Annotated in this window: 21 protein-coding genes; 10 read left to right on the top strand and 11 right to left on the bottom strand. The window is 67.6% G+C overall.

From position 1 onward, the window contains the following. Nucleotides 1–44: 44 nt before the first annotated feature. The 3 genes from HWX25_RS11520 to HWX25_RS11510 all read left to right on the top strand — a co-directional run bounded on the left by HWX25_RS11520 (nt 45) and on the right by HWX25_RS11510 (nt 1,978). Complete coding sequence (locus tag HWX25_RS11520) at nt 45–239, top strand: YqaE/Pmp3 family membrane protein (RefSeq protein WP_044848494.1); 195 nt, start codon at nt 45–47, stop codon at nt 237–239. Nucleotides 240–359: 120 nt separating this feature from the next. Beyond that, nucleotides 360–1,676, top strand: a complete 1,317-nt coding sequence (locus tag HWX25_RS11515; protein ID WP_175908556.1) for a HipA domain-containing protein — start codon at nt 360–362, stop codon at nt 1,674–1,676. Nucleotides 1,677–1,690: 14 nt separating this feature from the next. Continuing rightward, on the top strand, nt 1,691–1,978 hold the full coding sequence (locus HWX25_RS11510) for a helix-turn-helix domain-containing protein (RefSeq protein ID WP_044848495.1): 288 nt from the start codon (nt 1,691–1,693) through the stop codon (nt 1,976–1,978). Between the two features lie 40 nt (nt 1,979–2,018). Here the strand turns inward: HWX25_RS11510 and HWX25_RS11505 are convergent, their stop codons facing one another. From HWX25_RS11505 to HWX25_RS11495, 3 genes are read right to left on the bottom strand one after another with little or no spacing between them, the layout of a single operon-like run. Further along, nucleotides 2,019–2,198 (bottom strand): hypothetical protein, encoded by a 180-nt coding sequence (locus HWX25_RS11505; RefSeq protein WP_059815115.1) that lies wholly within the window; start codon nt 2,196–2,198, stop codon nt 2,019–2,021. Further along, nucleotides 2,170–3,177 (bottom strand): cytochrome d ubiquinol oxidase subunit II, encoded by a 1,008-nt coding sequence (gene cydB / locus HWX25_RS11500; protein ID WP_059528706.1) that lies wholly within the window; start codon nt 3,175–3,177, stop codon nt 2,170–2,172. The genes HWX25_RS11505 and cydB overlap by 29 nt, the downstream gene beginning before the upstream one ends. A 30-nt stretch (nt 3,178–3,207) precedes the next feature. Beyond that, nucleotides 3,208–4,629, bottom strand: coding sequence for a cytochrome ubiquinol oxidase subunit I (locus tag HWX25_RS11495; protein WP_175908555.1), 1,422 nt, complete (start codon nt 4,627–4,629; stop codon nt 3,208–3,210). Between the two features lie 413 nt (nt 4,630–5,042). Here HWX25_RS11495 and ltaE point away from each other — a divergent pair, with 413 nt between their 5' ends. Then, nucleotides 5,043–6,056: a low-specificity L-threonine aldolase gene (gene ltaE, locus HWX25_RS11490; RefSeq protein ID WP_175908554.1), complete on the top strand. Its 1,014-nt coding sequence runs from the start codon at nt 5,043–5,045 to the stop codon at nt 6,054–6,056. A gap of 111 nt (nt 6,057–6,167) precedes the next feature. On the opposite strand, the gene HWX25_RS11485 is transcribed toward ltaE, so the two are convergent. Both HWX25_RS11485 and HWX25_RS11480 read right to left on the bottom strand, forming a co-directional pair. Next, on the bottom strand, nt 6,168–6,380 hold the full coding sequence (locus tag HWX25_RS11485; RefSeq protein WP_059528699.1) for a DUF1059 domain-containing protein: 213 nt from the start codon (nt 6,378–6,380) through the stop codon (nt 6,168–6,170). 159 nt (nt 6,381–6,539) lie between these two features. Beyond that, nucleotides 6,540–7,445 (bottom strand): HTH-type transcriptional regulator ArgP, encoded by a 906-nt coding sequence (locus HWX25_RS11480; RefSeq protein WP_059815107.1) that lies wholly within the window; start codon nt 7,443–7,445, stop codon nt 6,540–6,542. 222 nt (nt 7,446–7,667) lie between these two features. On the opposite strand from HWX25_RS11480, the gene HWX25_RS11475 reads away from it, so the two are divergent. Both HWX25_RS11475 and HWX25_RS11470 read left to right on the top strand, forming a co-directional pair. Further along, on the top strand, nt 7,668–8,738 hold the full coding sequence (locus HWX25_RS11475) for an MBL fold metallo-hydrolase (RefSeq protein ID WP_175908553.1): 1,071 nt from the start codon (nt 7,668–7,670) through the stop codon (nt 8,736–8,738). 130 nt (nt 8,739–8,868) lie between these two features. Beyond that, the gene (locus HWX25_RS11470) at nt 8,869–9,528 is read left to right on the top strand and encodes a glutathione S-transferase family protein (protein ID WP_059689304.1); all 660 of its coding nucleotides are present in this window, start codon (nt 8,869–8,871) and stop codon (nt 9,526–9,528) included. A 136-nt stretch (nt 9,529–9,664) separates the two neighbouring features. On the opposite strand, the gene HWX25_RS11465 is transcribed toward HWX25_RS11470, so the two are convergent. From HWX25_RS11465 to HWX25_RS11455, 3 genes are all read right to left on the bottom strand, one after another. Next, the gene (locus HWX25_RS11465; protein WP_059689305.1) at nt 9,665–10,360 is read right to left on the bottom strand and encodes a phosphatase PAP2 family protein; all 696 of its coding nucleotides are present in this window, start codon (nt 10,358–10,360) and stop codon (nt 9,665–9,667) included. Between the two features lie 521 nt (nt 10,361–10,881). Then, complete coding sequence (locus tag HWX25_RS11460; protein ID WP_175908552.1) at nt 10,882–11,520, bottom strand: 2-hydroxychromene-2-carboxylate isomerase; 639 nt, start codon at nt 11,518–11,520, stop codon at nt 10,882–10,884. Nucleotides 11,521–11,653: 133 nt separating this feature from the next. Further along, nucleotides 11,654–12,433: an IclR family transcriptional regulator gene (locus HWX25_RS11455; RefSeq protein ID WP_175908602.1), complete on the bottom strand. Its 780-nt coding sequence runs from the start codon at nt 12,431–12,433 to the stop codon at nt 11,654–11,656. 213 nt (nt 12,434–12,646) lie between these two features. Between HWX25_RS11455 and HWX25_RS11450 the strand changes: the two genes are divergently transcribed. The 4 genes from HWX25_RS11450 to HWX25_RS11435 all read left to right on the top strand — a co-directional run bounded on the left by HWX25_RS11450 (nt 12,647) and on the right by HWX25_RS11435 (nt 17,440). After that, nucleotides 12,647–13,633, top strand: a complete 987-nt coding sequence (locus HWX25_RS11450; protein ID WP_175908551.1) for a hydroxymethylglutaryl-CoA lyase — start codon at nt 12,647–12,649, stop codon at nt 13,631–13,633. Then, on the top strand, nt 13,630–14,925 hold the full coding sequence (locus tag HWX25_RS11445; protein WP_175908550.1) for a CaiB/BaiF CoA-transferase family protein: 1,296 nt from the start codon (nt 13,630–13,632) through the stop codon (nt 14,923–14,925). The genes HWX25_RS11450 and HWX25_RS11445 overlap by 4 nt, the downstream gene beginning before the upstream one ends. An 81-nt stretch (nt 14,926–15,006) precedes the next feature. Continuing rightward, nucleotides 15,007–16,314 carry an MFS transporter gene (locus HWX25_RS11440; RefSeq protein ID WP_059815087.1) on the top strand — a complete coding sequence of 436 codons (1,308 nt, stop codon included), beginning with the start codon at nt 15,007–15,009 and terminating at the stop codon, nt 16,312–16,314. Nucleotide 16,315: 1 nt separating this feature from the next. Then, the gene (locus tag HWX25_RS11435) at nt 16,316–17,440 is read left to right on the top strand and encodes an amidohydrolase family protein (RefSeq protein WP_175908549.1); all 1,125 of its coding nucleotides are present in this window, start codon (nt 16,316–16,318) and stop codon (nt 17,438–17,440) included. Nucleotides 17,441–17,465: 25 nt separating this feature from the next. On the opposite strand, the gene HWX25_RS11430 is transcribed toward HWX25_RS11435, so the two are convergent. From HWX25_RS11430 to HWX25_RS11420, 3 genes are all read right to left on the bottom strand, one after another. After that, nucleotides 17,466–17,942 (bottom strand): SRPBCC family protein, encoded by a 477-nt coding sequence (locus HWX25_RS11430; RefSeq protein WP_059689312.1) that lies wholly within the window; start codon nt 17,940–17,942, stop codon nt 17,466–17,468. Between the two features lie 120 nt (nt 17,943–18,062). Continuing rightward, nucleotides 18,063–18,548, bottom strand: coding sequence for an SRPBCC family protein (locus tag HWX25_RS11425; protein ID WP_059689313.1), 486 nt, complete (start codon nt 18,546–18,548; stop codon nt 18,063–18,065). Then, nucleotides 18,511–18,888 carry a metalloregulator ArsR/SmtB family transcription factor gene (locus tag HWX25_RS11420; protein WP_175908548.1) on the bottom strand — a complete coding sequence of 126 codons (378 nt, stop codon included), beginning with the start codon at nt 18,886–18,888 and terminating at the stop codon, nt 18,511–18,513. The genes HWX25_RS11425 and HWX25_RS11420 overlap by 38 nt, the downstream gene beginning before the upstream one ends. Nucleotides 18,889–19,022 lie beyond the last annotated feature (134 nt).

Here is a 19,022-nt window from a genome sequence, read left to right as displayed (position 1 = left end):
TGGCCGCGTACGTTGTTCCTCGATGATGCGAAAAAGGAAATCCGATGCGTCTGCTGCTTGCCCTCTTGCTGCCGTGGTTCCAGTTCTTCACGATCGGCCGCCCGATCGCCGGCGTCATCTGCCTGATCCTGCAGCTCACGATCATCGGCTGGCTGCCGGCCGCGATCTGGTCGGTGTATGCGCTGAGCCAGTACAAGACCGATCGCAAGATCGAGGCGGCGCTGCGCGAGCGGCGGTAGGCGACGGGCGTTTCCCTTCGACCGCTGCTTCTGGCATTCAAGGGCTCGCTTCCTATTTCGGTAGAAATTTATATAATTCAGCTACGATGAACGGCATGATTTATATAAATTTCTGCTGAAATGAGCGCCTCCTGCACGATCCAGCTTCACGCCGACGGTATTTGGCACGACATCGGCGTCGTCACCCTTTTCGGCGAGCCTGACCAGGGCTGGCGCACTCGCGCCTATACGGGTTACGACGTCGAATGGGTCGTCCGGCATCAATTCGCCCGCGATGCGCACGCGATGGCGTGCGGCTTTCCGGTCGATCTCGAGCCCCTGATGACGCCCCACTGGCCGATTTTCCTGATCGATTTGTTGCCGCAAGGCTTCGGCCGTCACGAACTGTTGCGTCGCCTCGATCTGCCGGAAACGGCGGAGGAACGTGCCGACTGGCCGTTGCTGCTCGCGGGGGCAGGCAACTCGATCGGCAATCTGCGCGTCAAGGAAGCCGCGCAGTGGCTTGCCGAGCGCCAGGGGCCGCGACAAGGTTTTACTGACGACGGCGTTGCCGCGCGCGGAGACGCATTCAGCGAATATCTCGCCGAACACGGATTCTTTGTCGCGGGCTCCTCGGGGGTGCAGGGCGAGTGGCCGAAACTCCTACTGACCCGTGCCGACGATGGCCTGCTCTATCTCGATCACACGCTGCCGGACGCGCACGCGGCCGAGCACTATATCGTCAAGTTCGGACGCGGCGCGAACGAGCGTCTGGCACAGATCCTTCGTCACGAAGCGCCCTACATGGCATTGGCTCAGCGGCTTGGGTTGCGCGTGCATGCGCCGCTGACGCTGCGCGATCGGTCGCTATTCATCCCGCGGTTCGACCGCGCGCGCGTCGATGGCCGCGTCGTCAGGTTCGCTCAGGAAAGCATTGCGTCACTGACCGGCAAAGCCGGCTTCGGCGTCGTGCCGAGTCACGACGAGGTGTGCGGGCATCTCGTGCGCCGATGCACCGACCCTCAAACCGAGGTGGCCGAGTATCTGTGCCGCGACGTCGCGAATCTTGCGTTGGGCAACAAGGACAATCATGCACGGAACACCGCATTGCAACGCGACTTCGATGGACGCGTCGCGTTGACGCCGCTTTACGACTTCGCGCCGATGCATCTGCATCCCGATGGCATTGCACGGCGCATCCGCTGGGAAGGCAACGACGGGGGGCGGCCGGACTGGGCGCGGGTACTCGATGCGGTCGTTCGGGCGAGCGAGCCGCAGGCGGGGGAGGCGCATGCCGCGCTCGATCGCGACGCATTGCGGGCACGGCTGCAGGCAATGGCGCCGCGCTTGGCGGAGATCGCCGATCAGGGCGTCGATCTCGGCCTGGAGCACGATGTGCATGCTTTCCTGAAACCGGGCATCGAGCGGCTCGCCCGCGAACTGGATGCACTGCGCTAGACGGAGGCGACACGATGGACAAACGCTATAACGCGATGTCGCTTCCCGATCAGCTCGCGTTGCGTCGGCAAGCGATCGAGGACGTTCTCGCGCATCCCGAGTGGTCGCTGCGCGAATCCGTGCGTCATCTGAAGCAGACGATGCGGCTGACGAGCGCAGAGATGGCGAAGCTCGCCGGCGTGTCGACGAAGACAATCCAGGATATCGAGCAGGGCCGCAGCGACGGGACGGTACAAACGATGAACCGCATATTCGGCATGCTCGGACTGAAGCTCGGCGTCGTGCGGCGGGCGCCGCAATGACGTACGCGGCGGCATGATCGTCCGCCCGGCGGCCGGGACGTTACTTCACCGCGAACAGCGTCAGGTTCATGAAGATCTTGAACGCATAGCCGAGCGTGACGGCGCCGAGCACGCCGCCCGCCCATAGCACGACGAACCACATCCAGCCGCGCATCCGCGGCTGCGGTGCGTCGGGCTGGCGAGCGGCGGAATCAGTGGTGGTAGTAATGCTGGTCTTCATGGCGCACCTTGCCTCGGAATACCCAGTAACCCATCGTCGTGTAGGCGATGATGATCGGGAGGATAACCGCCGCGCCGACCAGCGTGAAGGTCTGGCTCGAACGCGGTGCCGCGGCTTCCCAGATCGTCATCGTCTGCGGAATCGCATACGGGAACATCGTGACGAGCAGGCCGACGTAGCCGAGCAGCACGAGCGCCAGCGCGAGCACGAACGGCGTCATGTCGTGCCGGTCGCGCACCGCGCGACGCATCCACACCGCGCACCCGGCGACCAGGAACGGCACCGGCAGCAGGCGCCAGAACAGCCCCGAATCGAACCAGCGCTGCGCGATGGCCGGGTCCTGCAGCGGCGTCCACAGGCTGACGACCGCGATGAAGCCGAGCAGCACGACCGTCAGCGGCCACACGACGCGATGAAGGCGCCGCTGCAGGTCGCCTTCCGTCTTCGCGACGAGCCAGCAGCAGCCGAGCAGCGCATAAGTCACGAGCAGGCCGAGGCCGGTCAGCAGGCTGAACGGCGTGAGCCAGTCGAACGCGCCGCCCGCAAACACGCCGTCCTTCACGTCGATGCCCTGCAGGAACGCGCCGAGCGCGATCCCCTGGAACAGCGTCGCACCGGCCGAGCCGCCGATGAACGCGAGGTCCCACAGCTGCTTGGTGCGCCGCGCCTTCGCGCGGATCTCGAACGACACGCCGCGGAAGATCAGGCACACCAGCATGAAGATCAGCGGCAGGTACAGCGCCGACAGCACCGTCGAATAGACGATCGGGAACACCGCGAACAGCCCGGCGCCGCCCAGTACGAGCCACGTCTCGTTGCCGTCCCACACGGGCGCGACGGTGTTCATCATCAGGTCGCGTTCCTTCTCGTCCGGGAAGAACGGGAAGACGATGCCGATGCCGAGGTCGAAGCCGTCGAGCACGACGTACATGAAGAGCCCCAATGCGATGATCGCGGCCCAGATTACGGTGACGTCCATAGGTTTTCTCGTTTGCGAATATGAAGGGGCTCAGACGGTCTCGATCAGCTCGTCGACGGCCGACATCGGGCGGCGCGCGGTGTGGTCGGGGCGCGTGTCGGGCTCGCCGTGTTGCGCGTCGTGCCCGACGTCGGGCAGCGCGGGGCCGGCCTTCATCAGCTTCAGCATGTAGTACACGCCGGTGCCGAACACGAGGAAATACACGATCACGAACGTCATCATCGACAGGCTGACCTGCTGCACCGACAGCGGCGACACGGCCTGCGCCGTGCGCATCACGCCATAGACGACCCACGGCTGGCGGCCCGCTTCGGTCGTCACCCAGCCCGCGAGCAGCGACACGAAGCCGGTCGGGCCCATCACGAGCGCGAAGCGCTGGAACCACTTCGATTCATACAGGCCGCCGCGGCGGCGCAGCAGCCAGGCGAGCGCGGCGAGACCGATCATCGCGAAGCCGAGGCCGACCATGATCCGGAAGCTCCAGAACACGACCGTCGAATTCGGGCGGTCTTCGGGCGCGAAGTCCTTGAGCCCGCGGATCTCGCCGTCCCAGCTGTGCGTGAGGATCAGGCTGCCGAGGTGCGGCACCTTCACCGCGTAGCGGGTCGTCTCGGCCTTCATGTCCGGAATGCCGAACAGGTTGAGCGCCGTGCCGCCCTTTTCGGTTTCCCACAGCCCTTCGATCGCGGCGATCTTCGCCGGCTGGTGCTTCAGCGTGTTGATGCCGTGCTGGTCGCCGATCACGGCCTGCAGCGGCGCGAGCACCAGCAGCAGCCACAGCGCCATCGAGAACATCTTCTTCACGCCCTTGTCGCGGCGGCCCTTCAGCAGGTGCCATGCACCCGTCGCGGCCACGACCAGCGCGGCGACGATGAACGCGGCGATCGCCATATGGAACAGGCGGTACGGGAACGACGGGTTGAAGATGATCGCGAACCAGTCGGTCGGCACGACGCGGCCGTCGACGATCTCGAAACCCTGCGGCGTCTGCATCCAGCTGTTCGACGCGAGGATCCAGAACGTCGAGATCAGCGTGCCGATCGCGACCATCAGCGTCGCGCCGAAGTGCGCGCGCGGGCTGACGCGATTCCAGCCGAACAGCATGATGCCGAGGAAGCCGGCTTCGAGGAAGAACGCGGTCATCACCTCGTACATCAGCAGCGGCCCGGTGACGGCGCCTGCGAAGCTCGAGAAGCCCGACCAGTTCGTGCCGAACTGATAGCTCATCACCACGCCGGAGACGACGCCCATCCCGAACGCGACCGCGAAGATCTTCGACCAGAACAGGCAGAGGGTTTTGTAATACTGCTTGCCGGTCTTCAGCCAGCGATATTCGAGCACGGCGATGAAGCTGGCGAGGCCGATGCTCAGCGCCGGGAAGACGATGTGAAAGGAGACGGTGAACGCGAATTGCAGGCGGGCCAGATCGAGGGCCGAAAAAGCGGTGTCCATACCAGTTGACCGAAGCTGACGATACCCGCCGGCGGGGTGCCGGCGGACCCCGGCCGACGGGGCATCGGGGTTGGCTGGAGTATGTGCCGCGATGTTGCGCCGCGGAATGCGCCAACTCGTCGCAGATGTCCAGCCCTTCACGGGTGGTTTCGGGATAAATCGTTGATTCGTATCAAGATCGCGACGCGCGCCGCGGGTGCCGGCGGCGTGGCGGTCTGCCGCATGTGCGGCAATATGGCGCGTCGCATCACGGGAACGACACGCCGACGCGGAGTGTGTGCGCCGTGCCGGTGGTGCCCGGATTGGGCGGTGCGACGCATCGGCAAGCGCTGCGCGAATTGCGTACACTCTGAGTCTCGTTTCGGCAGGGCCGGGTGCATCGGTTCCGGTCCGCATTCACTCAGGGCACGAAGATGATCGATTTGCGCAGCGATACCGTGACACGTCCGAGCCAGGCGATGCTGGCCGCGATGACTGCCGCCGAAGTCGGCGACGACGTATGGGGCGACGACCCGACCGTGCTGCGCCTGCAGGCGGTGACGGCCGAGCGGGCCGGCAAGGAAGCCGGCCTGTTTTTCCCGAGCGGCACGCAGAGCAATCTGGCCGCGCTGATGGCCCATTGCGAACGCGGCGACGAATACATCGTCGGTCAGCTCGCGCACACGTACAAGTACGAAGGCGGCGGTGCGGCCGTGCTTGGCAGCATCCAGCCGCAGCCGATCGAGAACGCGCCCGACGGCACGCTGCCGCTCGCGAAGATCGCCGCGGCGATCAAGCCGCTCGACAATCACTTCGCCCGCACGCGCCTGCTCGCGCTCGAAAACACGATCGGCGGCCAGGTGTTGCCGGAAGGCTATGTGCAGGAAGCCGTCGCGCTCGCCCGCAGCCGTGGGCTGTCCACGCACCTCGACGGAGCGCGCGCGTGCAATGCGGCCGTCGCGTCCGGCCGTCCGATCGCGGAACTGTGTGCGCCGTTCGATACCGTGTCGATCTGCTTCTCGAAAGGGCTCGGCGCGCCGGTCGGTTCGGTGCTGGTCGGCAATCGCGCGCTGGTCGAGCGCGCGCAGCGCTGGCGCAAGGTGCTGGGCGGCGGGATGCGCCAGTCGGGCATTCTCGCGGCGGCCTGTCTGTATGCGCTCGACCACAACGTCGAACGGCTGGCCGACGATCACGCGAACGCCGCGCATCTCGCCGCGGGCCTCGCGCGCATCGAGCCGGTGAAGGTGCTGTCGCATGCGACGAACATGGTGTTCGCGCAATTCCCCGAAGCCGATTGCGCGCCGCTCGAAGCGTGGCTCAAGGAACGCGGAATCCTCACGCAGATGCTGTACGCGTCGCGCTTCGTCACGCATTGCGACGTGTCGCGGGCGGATATCGATACCTTCATCGATGCGGTCGGCGCGTATTTCGCGCAGCGGCGCGCGTGAGGCGGAATGCGCCGGCCGGCGGAGGCGCCGGCGCTCATGGCGCGAAGCAGGAGTGGGGAGGCGACGGGGCGGTGCTGCAGCCCGTCTGTCGATATCTGGCGTGCCGGCGGATTAGGCTTGCCGGGGCATGTCGGCGGGCGGCGTGCCGTCGCGGAACAGTGCTTTCAATTGCGTGCGAAGCTCGGCGCTGTCGGTGTGCTGGTGCACCGAGACCGCATGCTGCACGGCGGCCTCCAGTAGTTCGTTGTCGGAGTCGGCGGAAATCGCGATCGAGCAATGCATCGCGCTGGGGAACTCGCGGCAATCGATATAGCGGCGGGACATGATGTTCTCCTCACGGGAAAGGGAACGGCCGAATATGCTTGATCGGCCGCGCGGCGCGTTCGCGAGGCCGATGAAAAAAGTATAGGCGGCGCGGCGGGGTTGTTCGTTGCCACGTGTGCCGCACCGCGTGCCGCGCTGGCGACGTCGGTCACCCGCTGGTCACGGCAGCGGCGCGAGCAGCCGGCGCGCCGCTTCGACCACCCGCGCGGACAGCGACGCCATCGTCGGCGACTGCACGGTCCATGCGTGCCAGTACAGCGCGATATCGGTCGGATGCATGGGCGCGAGATCGACGAGCCCCTGCGCGTCGAGCGGCGCGCCCCCGATCAGCGGCTCCGGCACCATCGCGTAGCCGAGCCCGTGCCGCACCGCCGCGAAATGCGCGTGCGTGCCCGGCACGTAATGGCACGGATACGCGCCTTCGGGCAACCCGAATTTCTCCTTCAGGAACGTGGACTGCAGCGTGTCGCGCCGCGAATACGCGACGACGGGCGCATGGCGCGCGCTCGTGCGGTTCAGCCCGCGCGGAAACCAGCGCACCGCGAACGCGGCGGCCGCGAGCAGGCGGTAGCGCATCGTGCCGAGCGGCGTCGCGACGCAGCCGCGCATCGGTTTCGGCTCGGTCGTCACGCAACCGACGGCCATCCCGCTTTCGAGCAACGCGAACGTGTGATCCTGGTCTTCGACGATCAGCTCGAACAGGATGCGCTCGCCCGCGAGCACCGACGTCAGGGCGGGCAGGAACCAGGTGCCGAGGCTGTCGGAGTTCAGCGCGATCGTGACCGAGATCGGCGATTCGCGCTCGGCCGCGAGCGTGCTCTGCAGGTCGGCCTGCAGCAGCGCGACGCGGCGCAGGTGCTGCAGCACGCGCTGTCCGGCCACCGTCGGCCGGCACGGCCGCGTGCGCAGCACGAGCGGCGTGCCGAGGCTCGCCTCCAGTGCGCGCACGCGCTGCGTGACGGCGGACGCGGTCACGTGCAGGCGCACGGCGGCCTGCTCGAAGCTGCCGGTGTCGGCGACGGCCAGCAGCGCGGCGGCCTGCTTCGGATCGATCGTCATCGACATGTCGGCGCAATTCCTGTGAACGTAAGACGAGAACAGGCGGTAGTGTAAGGCAGCGCGCGCGACGCTCCGGGCGCGGCATGACGTCTCGCCGCCGGCGGCGCGCGTGTTTTGAACTACGCTGTATGAACGTGCGCCCCGCGCGCCGGCGATATACGCGGGGCGGGTTGTCCGACCCGCACCCTCCATCCAACCGACACGCCCAGCCGACGGAGCGACTTCGCCATGATCTTCCGGCAACTCTTCGACCCGCAATCGTCGACCTACACGTACCTGCTCGCCGACCGCGCATCGGGCGAGGCGCTGCTGATCGATCCCGTGTTCGAGCAGGTGCGCCGCGATGTGGCGCTGCTCGACGAGCTCGGGCTGCGGCTCGTCGCCACCATCGATACGCACGTGCACGCCGATCACGTGACGGGTGCGTGGCTGCTGAAGCAGCGCACCGGCAGCGCGATCGCGATTTCGGCCGCGAGCGGCGCGCAGGGCGCCGACCGCTACCTGAACGACGGCGATCGCTGCGCATTCGGCACGCGCTACCTGACCGTGCGCGCGACGCCGGGCCATACGAGCGGCTGCATCAGCCTCGTGCTCGACGACGAATCGATGGCGTTCACCGGCGACTGCCTGCTGATTCGCGGCACCGGCCGCACCGATTTCCAGCAGGGCGACCCGCGCGCGCTGTATCGCGCGGTCCACGGTCGGCTCTTCACGCTGCCGGCCGCATGCCTGCTGTACCCCGCGCACGACTATCGCGGGTTGACGGTGACGAGCGTCGGCGAGGAGCGGCGCTTCAATCCGCGCCTCGGCGGCGATCTCAGCGAGGACGATTTTGCAGGCTACATGCGCAACCTCGGGCTCGCGCATCCGCGCCAGATCGACGTCGCGGTGCCCGCGAACCTGCAATGCGGCGTCGCCGCGAACGCGCCCGACGTGCAGGTGGCGCCCGACTGGGCGCCGCTCGTCTATACGTTCGCGGGGTTCTGGGAAATCGATCCGCAGTGGCTCGAGGATCACCTGTCGGCGGTACAGGTGGTCGACGTGCGCGAGCCGGACGAATTCACCGGCCCGCTCGGCCATCTGCCCGGCGCGACGCCGATTCCGCTCGGCGAACTGGCCGCGCGCACCGGCGAGCTTGCGCATGACCGGCCGATCGTGACCGTATGCCGCGCGGGCGGCCGCTCCGCGCAGGCGACCGTGATTCTGCTGAAAGCCGGTTTCGACGCCGTCGCGAACCTCGGCGGCGGGATGCTGCGCTGGCGCGGCGAAGGCCGCGTCGTGATGGACGGCCGGTCGTAGCGGCGCGGTGCGCGCGGAGCAAAAAAAATCGATCGGTCCGATGTCGAATCGGCCTGGCGCCGTTCGTCGTCAAGGTATCCGATCACGTGGCGCCGCATGACGCGGCGCCGAAACCCTGAGAGACCTCGCGATGATGCCGACGCTATACGCCCATCCTTTTTCCTCCTATTGCCAGAAGGCGCTGACCGCGCTGTACGAGAACGGCACGCCGTTCGCGTATCGCGTGCTCGCGCACGACGATCCGAAGCCGATGCAGGAACTGGCCGCGCTGTGGCCGCTGAAGCGCTTTCCGGTGCTCGTCGACGCGGGCCGCACCGTGATCGAGGCGACGATCATCGTCGAGTATCTCGATCTCTATCATCCGGGCCCCGTGCGGCTGGTGCCCGAGGACCGGCGCGCGGCGCTGGAAGTGCGGACGATGGATCGTTTCTTCGACAACTATGTGTCGACGCCGCAGCAGAAGGTCGTGTTCGATGCGCTGCGGCCGGCGCACGAGCGCGATGCGCGGGGCGTCGCCGATGCGCGCGCGATGCTCGAAACGTCGTACGCATGGCTGGATCGAACGATGGCCGATCGCGAATGGGCGGCCGGCGACCGCTTCAGCCTCGCCGACTGCGGCGCGGCGCCGTTCCTGTTCTATGCGGACTGGACGCACCGGATCGACCCGTCGTTCGCGAACGTGATCGCGTATCGCAAGCGGCTGCTTGCGCGGCCGTCGTTTGCGCGTGCGGTCGACGAGGCGCGGCCGTATCGTGCGTTCTTTCCGCTCGGCGCGCCCGATCGCGACTGACGAGCGCGGCCGCGGTTGCCGGCGCGGCGACGACCTGACCGGCGGCGCGCGCGGGGCGCGATGCCGCCGCGCAGGGCCGGCAGCGCGTGCCGGGGCGTCGTGACGACAGCAGCGGATGCATCGCGGCGCCGTCCCGTTACATCGTCGTGTGCTTGACCGACTGCGCGAGCGTCAGCAGTTCGTCGAACTGCGTGATCAGCTCGAAGCACAGCAGGAACGCGAGCGTATAGGCTGGCGCGGGAAAGCGCCGGATCGCCTCCAGCACCTGCGGCGCGAAGCGCGATCGGATCGCATCGCGCGTCAGCAGCCACGCGATCGCGATGCCGATCGCGGCGCCGGCGATCAGGTCGGTCGGATAGTGATAGCCGAGATACGCGCGCGGCACGCAGATGAACACGACCGCGTACAGCAGCGCGAGCACGCCGGCGCGGCGCGCGATGATGAAGATGCCGGTCGCGATCGCCATCCACAGCATCGCGTGATCGCTCGGAAACGAACTCCAGGCCTGCAGCGTGGCCGCACGCAGTTCCTCGGACGGGAAGTGCAGATGCAGATCGGGGTTGTAGATCGGCCGCACGCGGAACGGCAGGACTTTCGCGAGCAGCCGGCCGAACGCGAGCGCGACGAGCCCGCTCGCGACGGTCGCGATGACCAGTTCGCGTTGCCGTTCGCGTTCCGGTCCCGGCTGGAACCACAGCCAGCACAGCACGGGGATGAGGATGAAGCCCTTGAACGTATAGAGGCCGGCGATCACGCGGATCGCGTGGTTCATCAGCGGTCCGAACGAGATGTGGGTGAGGAAGACCTGGATCGTGGTGTCGAAATTATTCATGTTCTGCGACCCCGGCGGACACGCAGCACATGACATGCGACCGACGGGGATCAGGAAGCGCGCTCGCACCGGAGCGCAATGGGGGGCAAGTATGTCACCGGTAATTTCGAAGAAAATGGGAAAAAATACCGGGATTCCCCTGAGAAAACGCGATTTTCCGATGGGGCCGGATTGGAAGTGACCGTGCGGCGCGGTCATGTCGAATCATCTGACGGTTGCGCGCGCGTTCGCTGCGCATCGCCGAAAATAATCTGTTGAACTGGACAATTCGGCGGGCCACCGAGGATCTTGCATCGGATGATCGAATGCGCGTCGCGTCTCGCGCGGATCTGCCGTGCCGCGCAGCACCGAACGAAAATAAAAAATAAAAAGAAAAGATGTGCAGACCGTGTGGGCCTGCCCGCTCCGCATTTGCCAACAGCGCTTGCGCCGGGCGCTGCTCGCGGACTTCGTCGCGATGACGCGAAGCCGTGCCGCTGCGCGTCGAAGGGCGCGGCACGCAAGCGTCGTCGTGCGTGCCGTCAGCCGCGCCGGATGCCTTCCGGCAGCGCGCTGATGCGGCGCACTTCGGGCGAGTCGAGCCACGCGCGGGACGTCGCGCAGTCGACGAACATGTCGGTCGCATCGTCGCCCCAGAACAGGTCGCCGTCGAGCTCGAAGGTCGGCACGCCGAACACGCCGTGCGCGATCGCCTGATCGGTGTTCGCGCGCAACGCGTCCTTCACCGGTTGGGCCTCGACGGCCGTCACGCCTTCCGGAAAGCCGACCGCCTCGCACAGCGCGGCGAAGCCGTCCGGCGTCGACACGTCCTGGCCGTCGCGCCAGATATGCCGGAAGATTCGCCGGATCGCATCGGGCGTGTTGCCCATCGCGATCGCGAGACGCAGCGGCCGGATCGGGTTGAACGGATGCGCGGGCGGCATCCGGAACGGGATGCCGAGCTTGTTGGCGCGGTATTGCGCGTGGCGATAGGTGAAGATGCGCTTCGCGGCGATCTCGGCCGGCGCTTTCTGGCCCCAGTGCGTGAGCAGCGCGCCGAGCACGATCGGTTTCGGCTCGTATGCGACGGCAGGCGGCAATTGGTCGAACCGTTCCTGCTGCAGATACGCGAACGGCGAAACGAAATCGAAATACCAGGTGGCGGTGCGCGCGGTGTTCATTGTGGGGTTCCCTTGCGTGTCCGGACGGCGGTTGCATGTGCGGTGCCGACAGGCGGCGTGCCGCATGCGTCGACGGCCAGTGTCGCATGCGGCCGCCTTTTGCGCTGCCTCGTCGCCGCATGCGCGCGGCCGGCTATGGCTGGGCGGGGCTGTCCGGTATCGCGAATCGGGCGAGACTGTCGCGCACGGCTTGCGCATCGTAGCGCGCGCCCGCGCCGCCGAGCGCGACGGTGGCCTTTTGCGCGAGCGGCAACAACATCGCGAGCGCCGCGGCCATCGCCGGCGCGGCGGCCAGCCGCGATATCGGACCGGACACCGTCAGCGCGCCGACGCAGTCGCCGGCCGCGCCGAACACCGGCACGGAGGCCGACGCGGTTTCCGGGTCGCGCTCGCCGTACGACGCAGCCCACAACTGTTCGCGCACGTCGTTCCAGCGCGCATCGTGCGGCTCGGTGAACGCGAGCAGCACCTTCCCCGACGCCCCTTGCTGAACCGGAAACTCCTCGCCGACCCGGATCGACACGCGCACCGTGCGCGTGGGTTCGACGCGATAGAGCACCGAGCGCATGTCGCCATGGCGCACGTAGAACGATGCCGTCTCGCCGAGTTCGCGGCTCAGCGTCTCGAGCAACGGTTCGACGACCGGGCCGACCCGGAACGAGCGCTGATACAGCGCGGCAAGCCGCAACGGCTCGTGTCCGACCGCGTACTGGCCGTCGTCGAGCTTGCGCACGAAGCCGCCGTGCTCCAGCGCGGCGAGCAGGCGCAGGATCGTGCTCTTGTACAGCCCGGTGCGGCGCGACAGTTCCGCGAGCGACAGCCGGTCGTCGGTTTGCCCGAAAGCGTGGAGGATCGCGAACGCGCGATCCAGGACGGCGACGCCGCTGGAGGCTTCGGCCGACGCGTCGGGCATTTCGTCGGTGTGATCTGCGGGAGTCGAGGTCGGGGGCACGGCGCGTGGTTCCTTTGGGTGACGGTCGATCGACTATATCGTTCTGCCTGACAGAACTCAAGTTCCGAAAAATCGAGATTTCACGGGTATACCCCGCTTACAGCCGATTCGACACGCCTCTAAAGTTCCGTCAAACAGAACGATGTTCTTTCAGATAGAACTATGAGGTGTCGAATGAGCGTTGCCGGGTATTCGAAGGTGCTGGTCAGCGAGGTCGGGCCGCGAGACGGCCTGCAGAGCATCAAGTCCGTGATGCAGACGGCCGACAAGTTGCGCTGGATCACCGCGCTCGCCGCGGCCGGTCTGCGCGAGATCGAGGTCGGGTCGTTCGTGCCCGCGCGGCTGTTGCCGCAGATGGCCGACGTCGGCGAAGTCGTCGCGCATGCGCTGACGATTCCCGGGCTGCACGTCGCCGCGCTCGCGCCGAACCTGCGCGGCGCCGAAAGCGCGTTCGAGGCGGGGATCCACAAGTTGACGCTGCCGGTATCGGTGACGGAGGCGCACTCGCTGGCGAACATCCGCAAGACGCCGGCGCAGATGATCGACGAGGTGCGCGCGATCGTCGCGCTGCGCGATGCGCGGTTTCCGTCGGTGCAGATCGAGGCCGGCGTGTCGGTCGCGTTCGGTTGCACGATCGCCGGCGCGGTCTCCGACGACGAGACGATCGCGATGGCGGCCGCGATGGCCGAATGCGGGGTCGACGAGATCGGTCTGTCCGATACGAGCGGCTACGCGAATCCGGCGCAGGTGCGCCGGCTGTTCGTGCGCTTGCAGCGCGAAGTCGGCGACAAGGCCGGCGGCGCGCACTTCCACAACACGCGCGGGCAGGGGCTCGCCAACGTCGTCGCGGCGCTCGACGCCGGCGTGACGACGATCGACGCGAGCCAGGGCGGTCTTGGCGGCTGCCCGTATGCGCCGGGCGCGACCGGCAACATCGTCACCGAGGATCTCGTGTTCCTGCTGGAGTCGATGGGCGTCGACACGGGCGTCGACGCCGACGCGCTGCTCGCCGCGCGCGCGATCCTGCACGCGGCGCTGCCCGGGGAGCCGCTGTATGGCCACGTGCCGGACGCGGGGCTGCCGAAGGGGTTCCGATACGCGGACGGCCGTGCGCCGGCGGCGGCCCAGCCGGAAGGCTGCGTGACGGGAGTTGCGCAATGAACGATCGCCAACCGGCTTCGCCGCTGCCGTACGAAGGCGTGCGCGTGATCGAGATGACGCACATGGTGATGGGCCCGACCTGCGGCATGCTGCTCGCGGATCTCGGCGCGGAAGTCATCAAGATCGAGCCGATCGCGGGCGACAGCACGCGTGCGCTGCGCGGTTCCGGCGCGGGCTTCTTCGGGATGTTCAACCGCAACAAGAAGAGTCTCGCGGTCGACGTCAAGGACCCGCGCGGTCTGGAGATTGTGCGGCGGCTCGTCGCGACGGCGGACGTCTTCAGCGAGAACTTCAAGAGCGGCACGATGGATCGGCTCGGTCTCGGTTACCCGGCGCTGTCCTCGCTGAATCCAAGCTTGGTGTACGTGTCGCACAAGGGTTTCCTGCCGGGGCCGTACGAACATCGCACCGCGCTCGATGAAGTGGTGCAGATGATGGGCGGTCTCGCCTACATGACGGGCCCCGAAGGCCGGCCGTTGCGCGCGGGCTCGAGCGTGAACGACATCATGGGCGGGATGTTCGGCGCGATCGGCGCGATGGCCGCGCTCGCGCAGCGCGAACGCACCGGCCGCGGCCAGCAGGTGCAGAGCGCGCTGTTCGAGAACAACGTGTTTCTCGTCGCGCAGCACATGATGCAGTTCGCGGTGACGGGGCAGGCCGCGTCGCCGATGCCGAGCCGCATTTCCGCGTGGGCCGTCTACGACGTGTTTGCCGTCAAGGATGGCGAACAGATTTTTCTCGCGGTGGTGTCCGACACGCAGTGGGCGCTGTTCTGCGACGCGTTCGGTTTTGCCGCACTGAAGGACGACGCGCGCCTCGCGACCAACAACCTGCGCGTGCAGGCGCGCGAGTGGCTGTTGCCCGAACTGCGTGCGCGGCTCGCCATGCATTCGGCTGAGGAGATCGGCACGATCTTCGAGTCGATCGGCCTGCCGTATGCGCCGATCACGAAGCCGCAGGACCTGTTCGACGATCCTCACCTGCTCGCGACGGGCGGGCTCGAAGCCGTGACGCTGCCGGCCGACGCGAGCAGCGCCGGCCGGCCGGTCGACACGCATACCGCGCTGCTGCCGCTCACGCTCGCGGGCGAGCGCTTGCGGCTGCGCTCGGCGCCGCCCGCGCTTGGTCAGGACACCTGCGTGCTGCTCGGCGAACTTGGCTATACGCCGGACGAGGCGCGAGCGCTGATCGAAGCCGGCGTCGTCGCCGGGCGGCACGCGCAAGGCGCGGACGGCCAACCGCCGGGCGTGCCGGTCGACACGCCTTCGCCGAACGAAGTGGCGAGCGCGTAGCGCCGCCGCGACCCATCGAACGAACAACGCATCCCGCCCGCGATCGCGCGGGCGCGGAGTGCCGCATCCACGGAGACAACCATGACATCCGCTTCCCCGGCGCTGGCCGCCGATCGCGAAACCGACGCGTCGATCGAGCAACGGGCCGTGCGCAAGGCCGCATGGCGCTTCATTCCGCTGCTCGCGCTCGCGTACTTCTTCAACTACCTGGACCGCACGAGCGTCGGGTTCGCCGCGCTGACGATGAACCGCGATCTCGGCCTGACCGCGACGCAGTTCGGCTGGGGCGCGGGGATCATGTTCGCGGGCTATTGCGCGTTCGAAGTGCCGAGCAATCTCGCGCTGTACCGCTTCGGTGCGCGGCGCTGGCTCGCGCGCATCATGATCACGTGGGGGCTGATGGCGGCGGCGACCGCGCTCGCGACGGGGCCGACGAGTTTCTATGCGATCCGGCTGCTGCTCGGCATCGGCGAGGCCGGGTTCTTTCCGGGCGTGATCTTCTTCCTCGCGGTGTGGTTTCCGGCGAGTTACCGCACGCGCGTGCTTGCCTGGTTCACCGTGTCGACGCCGCTTTCGTCGCTGATCGGCGGCCCGCTTTCGACCTGGCTGCTGCAGCTCGACGGTGCGCTGGGCCTCGCGGGCTGGAAGTGGATGTTCATCGTCGAAGGGCTGCCCGCGTGCGCGCTCGGCTTTCTCGTCCTGAAGCTGCTGTCGGATTCCCCGGCCACGGCCGCCTGGCTGTCGGACGACGAGCGTGCCGCGCTGCAGCGCGCGTTCGAGCGCGACGGCGCCGCCGCCGGCCGCAAGAAGCGCTTCGGCGTCGCGCTGCGTGACGTGCGCGTCTACGTGCTCGCGCTGATCTCGTTCGGCTTCACGATGGGCTCGTACGGCATCGGCATCTGGCTGCCGCAAATGCTGAAGGCGCACGGGATGTCCACGATGCAGACCGGCTGGCTGTCCGCGGTGCCGTACTTCTTCGCGACGATCGCGTTGCTGTGGTGGGCGAAGCGGGTGGACCGGCGCGGCGGCCCGGTCGCGAACCTGGCGATCGGACTGTTCATCGGCGCGGTGGCGCTCGGCGTGTCGACCCATTTCCTGACGCTCGGGCCCGCGCTCGTCGGCATCACGCTCGCGCTGATCGGCACGATCGCCGGACGCACGATCTTCTATACGCTGCCTTCCCGCTTCCTGTCCGGCCAGGCCGCGGCCGGCGGGCTGGCGCTGATCAATTCGATCGGCGCGCTCGGCGGATTCGCGGGCCCGTATCTCGTCGGCTACCTGAAGGACAGCTTCGGCACCTTCACGGCCGGGATGCTCGGCCTTGCGATCGTTCTGGCGATCACGACGCTGCTCACGCTGTCGCTGTATGCATTCGACCGGAGCGAATGACATGACCATTTCGATCAAACGACGCCGGTTGCTCGGTGCGGCCGCCGCCTCGCTCACGCTGCCCGGGTGCGTCAATACGCGCGCGCCGGCCCAACACGGACCTTCCCGCATGACGACCCAAGGCAACTATCTCGCGGTGCGCAACGACTGGCTCGCATCCGCGCTCGAACCCGCACTCGACCCGGATCTGCCGATCGTCGATGCGCACCATCACTTCTACGAGCGGCCGGGCTGGATCTACATGCTCGACGACTATCTGCAGGATGCGCGATCCGGCCACAACGTCCAGGCATCCGTCTACATGCAGGCGCTGACGCGCTATCGCGACGCGGGGCCGGCCGAACTGAAGCCGGTCGGCGAGACGGCCTACGTCGCCGGCGTGACGGCGCCGCTGCAACGGAGCCGTCCGGCCGTCGCGAAAGGCATCGTCGGGCATGCCGACCTGCGGCTCGGCGAGCGCGTGCGCGACGTGCTCGAAGCGCATGTCGACGCCGGTCGCGGACGCTTTCGCGGCATTCGACACCTGACCACCTGGGATGCCGATCCGTCGCTCGCCAATCCGTTATCGGCGGTGCCGCGCGGGCTGTTGCTCGATCCCGCGTACCGCGCCGGCGTCGCGCAGCTCGCGCCGCTCGGACTGTCGTACGACGCGTGGCTGTTCTTTCCTCAATTGCCCGAGCTGTTCGATCTGGCGAAGGCGAACCCCGACACGCGGATCGTCGTCAATCACTGCGGCGGCGTCGTGCGGATCGCGAGCTATGCGGACAAGCGGCCGGAAGTGTTCAAGCAATGGTCGGCGTCGATGCGCGAACTGGCGCGGCTGCCGAACGTATACGTGAAGGTCGGCGGCCTCGGCATGCGGATCAACGGCTTCGAGTTCGAGAAGGGCGCGCGGCCGCCGTCGTCCGAACAGCTGGCCGACGCATGGAAGCCGTGGATGCTCACGTGCATCGAGGCGTTCGGCGCCGAGCGCTGCATGTTCGAGAGCAATTTCCCGGTCGACAAGGGCTCGTATTCGTACGTGAACGGCTGGAACGCGTTCAAGCGGCTGACCGCGCACGCGAGCCCGAGCGAGCGCGACGCGCTGTTCCGCGGAACCGTCACGCGCGCGTACCGGCTCGGCTGACGCGTACTGCGTCCGTTGCCTCGCGCTAGCCCTTCTCGACCAACGCGGCGAGCCGGGCGAGCGCCATTTGCCAGCCGGCCTCGTTGTCGGCGGCCGGCACGCCGGGCGGCACACCGTCGTGCACCGCATCGACGCGTGTGCCGCCTGCTTCGTCGGACAGCGTGATCGTGACCGTCATCGCGCCGCGCAGCATCGGATCGTCGGTTTCGAACACGTCGATTTCCACGATCTGCTGGTCCGGCACGAGCGTCACGAAGCGGCCGTGATAGGTGTCGGTGTGCGCGGTGGTCTTGCCGGTGCCGTCCGACGGTTCGTCGTAGCTCAGCGACACGCGCAGCGCGCCGCCTTCGCGCGTGTCGTATGCGTGCACGCGGCACGTCATGCCGTCGGGCACCTTCCATTGTTCGACGGCGTGCGGATCGAGCAGCGCGCGGTAGACGCGCCCGCGCGGCGCGTTCAGGTGCCGGCTGACCCGGGTCGAATGCGTGTGCATGTGCAGCATGTTGCCTCCCGCGGAACGCGCACGACGGTGCACGCCGGATGCCGGCGTGTCGTCATGCTTCCTTCAGGAATCCTAGGCGCGCGCGCGGCCGCATGCAATGGCCCGCGCATGCAGCCGCATTCAGCGCAACGCGGCCGCGAATTCGTCGAGCTGCGTGATGCAGATGTTCCAGCCCTCGAAAAAGCCGAGGGCCTCGTGGCGCTCGCGCGTCGCGGCATCAGGATGCATCACGCGCGCCTCGTAGCGGCAGCCGGCGGGGTCGTCGGCCATCGTGATGACGGCCGTGAAGCCCAGCCACGGCACCTGCGGCCGCCAGCCGCCCGTGAGCATCGACGTGAATGCGATTCGCGCTTCCGGCACGATTTCGAGGAAGCAGCCGGGGTTGTCGCTCGTGCCGCCGTCGGGGCCGCGCATGAACGTGTGGAAGGCGCCGCCCGGGCGCAGGTCGAACGCGCGCACTTCGGTGGTCCACGGTTTCGGGCACCACCATTCCTTCAGCAATTCCGGGTCGGTCCATGCGCGCCAGAGTGCCTGGCGCGGCGCGCGCAGCGTGCGCGTGATGACGAGGTCATGGGTTTCGGCGGGGTCGACATGGCTGGTTGACATGCGCTTGCTCCTCCTGGTGACGGCGTTCGACGAATGCCACGAGGCGATCGGAGCGCGCTTCCCACTGCGCGCGCTGCGCGGCGAGCCACTGCTCGGCTTCCGCCAGCCGGCTGCCGACCAGCTCGCAGGTGCGCGAGCGGCCGGTTTTCCGGGTCGTGACGAGGCCGCTGCGCTCGAGCACCGCGAGATGCTTCATGAACGACGGCAGCGCCATGCCGAACGGCGCGGCCAGTTCCGAAACGGTTCGCCCGCCATTGCCGAGCGCGCCGACGATCGCGCAGCGTGTCGGATCGGCGAGGGCGTGGAATACGTCGCTGATACCGGGTTGAAAGTTAGCCATGTGGCTAAGCATAGGCGATGCAGCGGGATTTTTCGTCGCGTAGCATGATGGGGCGGGAACACGCGCCGATCGGGCTGGGCGCCGTGTTGCCCGACACCGGCCGCCGTTGCGCATGCATCCACCGCACGCCGGCA

This window comes from Burkholderia sp. BCC1640, from assembly GCF_902833125.1.
Classification (GTDB): Bacteria; Pseudomonadota; Gammaproteobacteria; order Burkholderiales; family Burkholderiaceae; genus Burkholderia; species Burkholderia diffusa.
The sequence above is the reverse complement of the archived record's forward strand: the minus strand, read 5'-3'. Positions and strand labels throughout refer to the sequence as shown.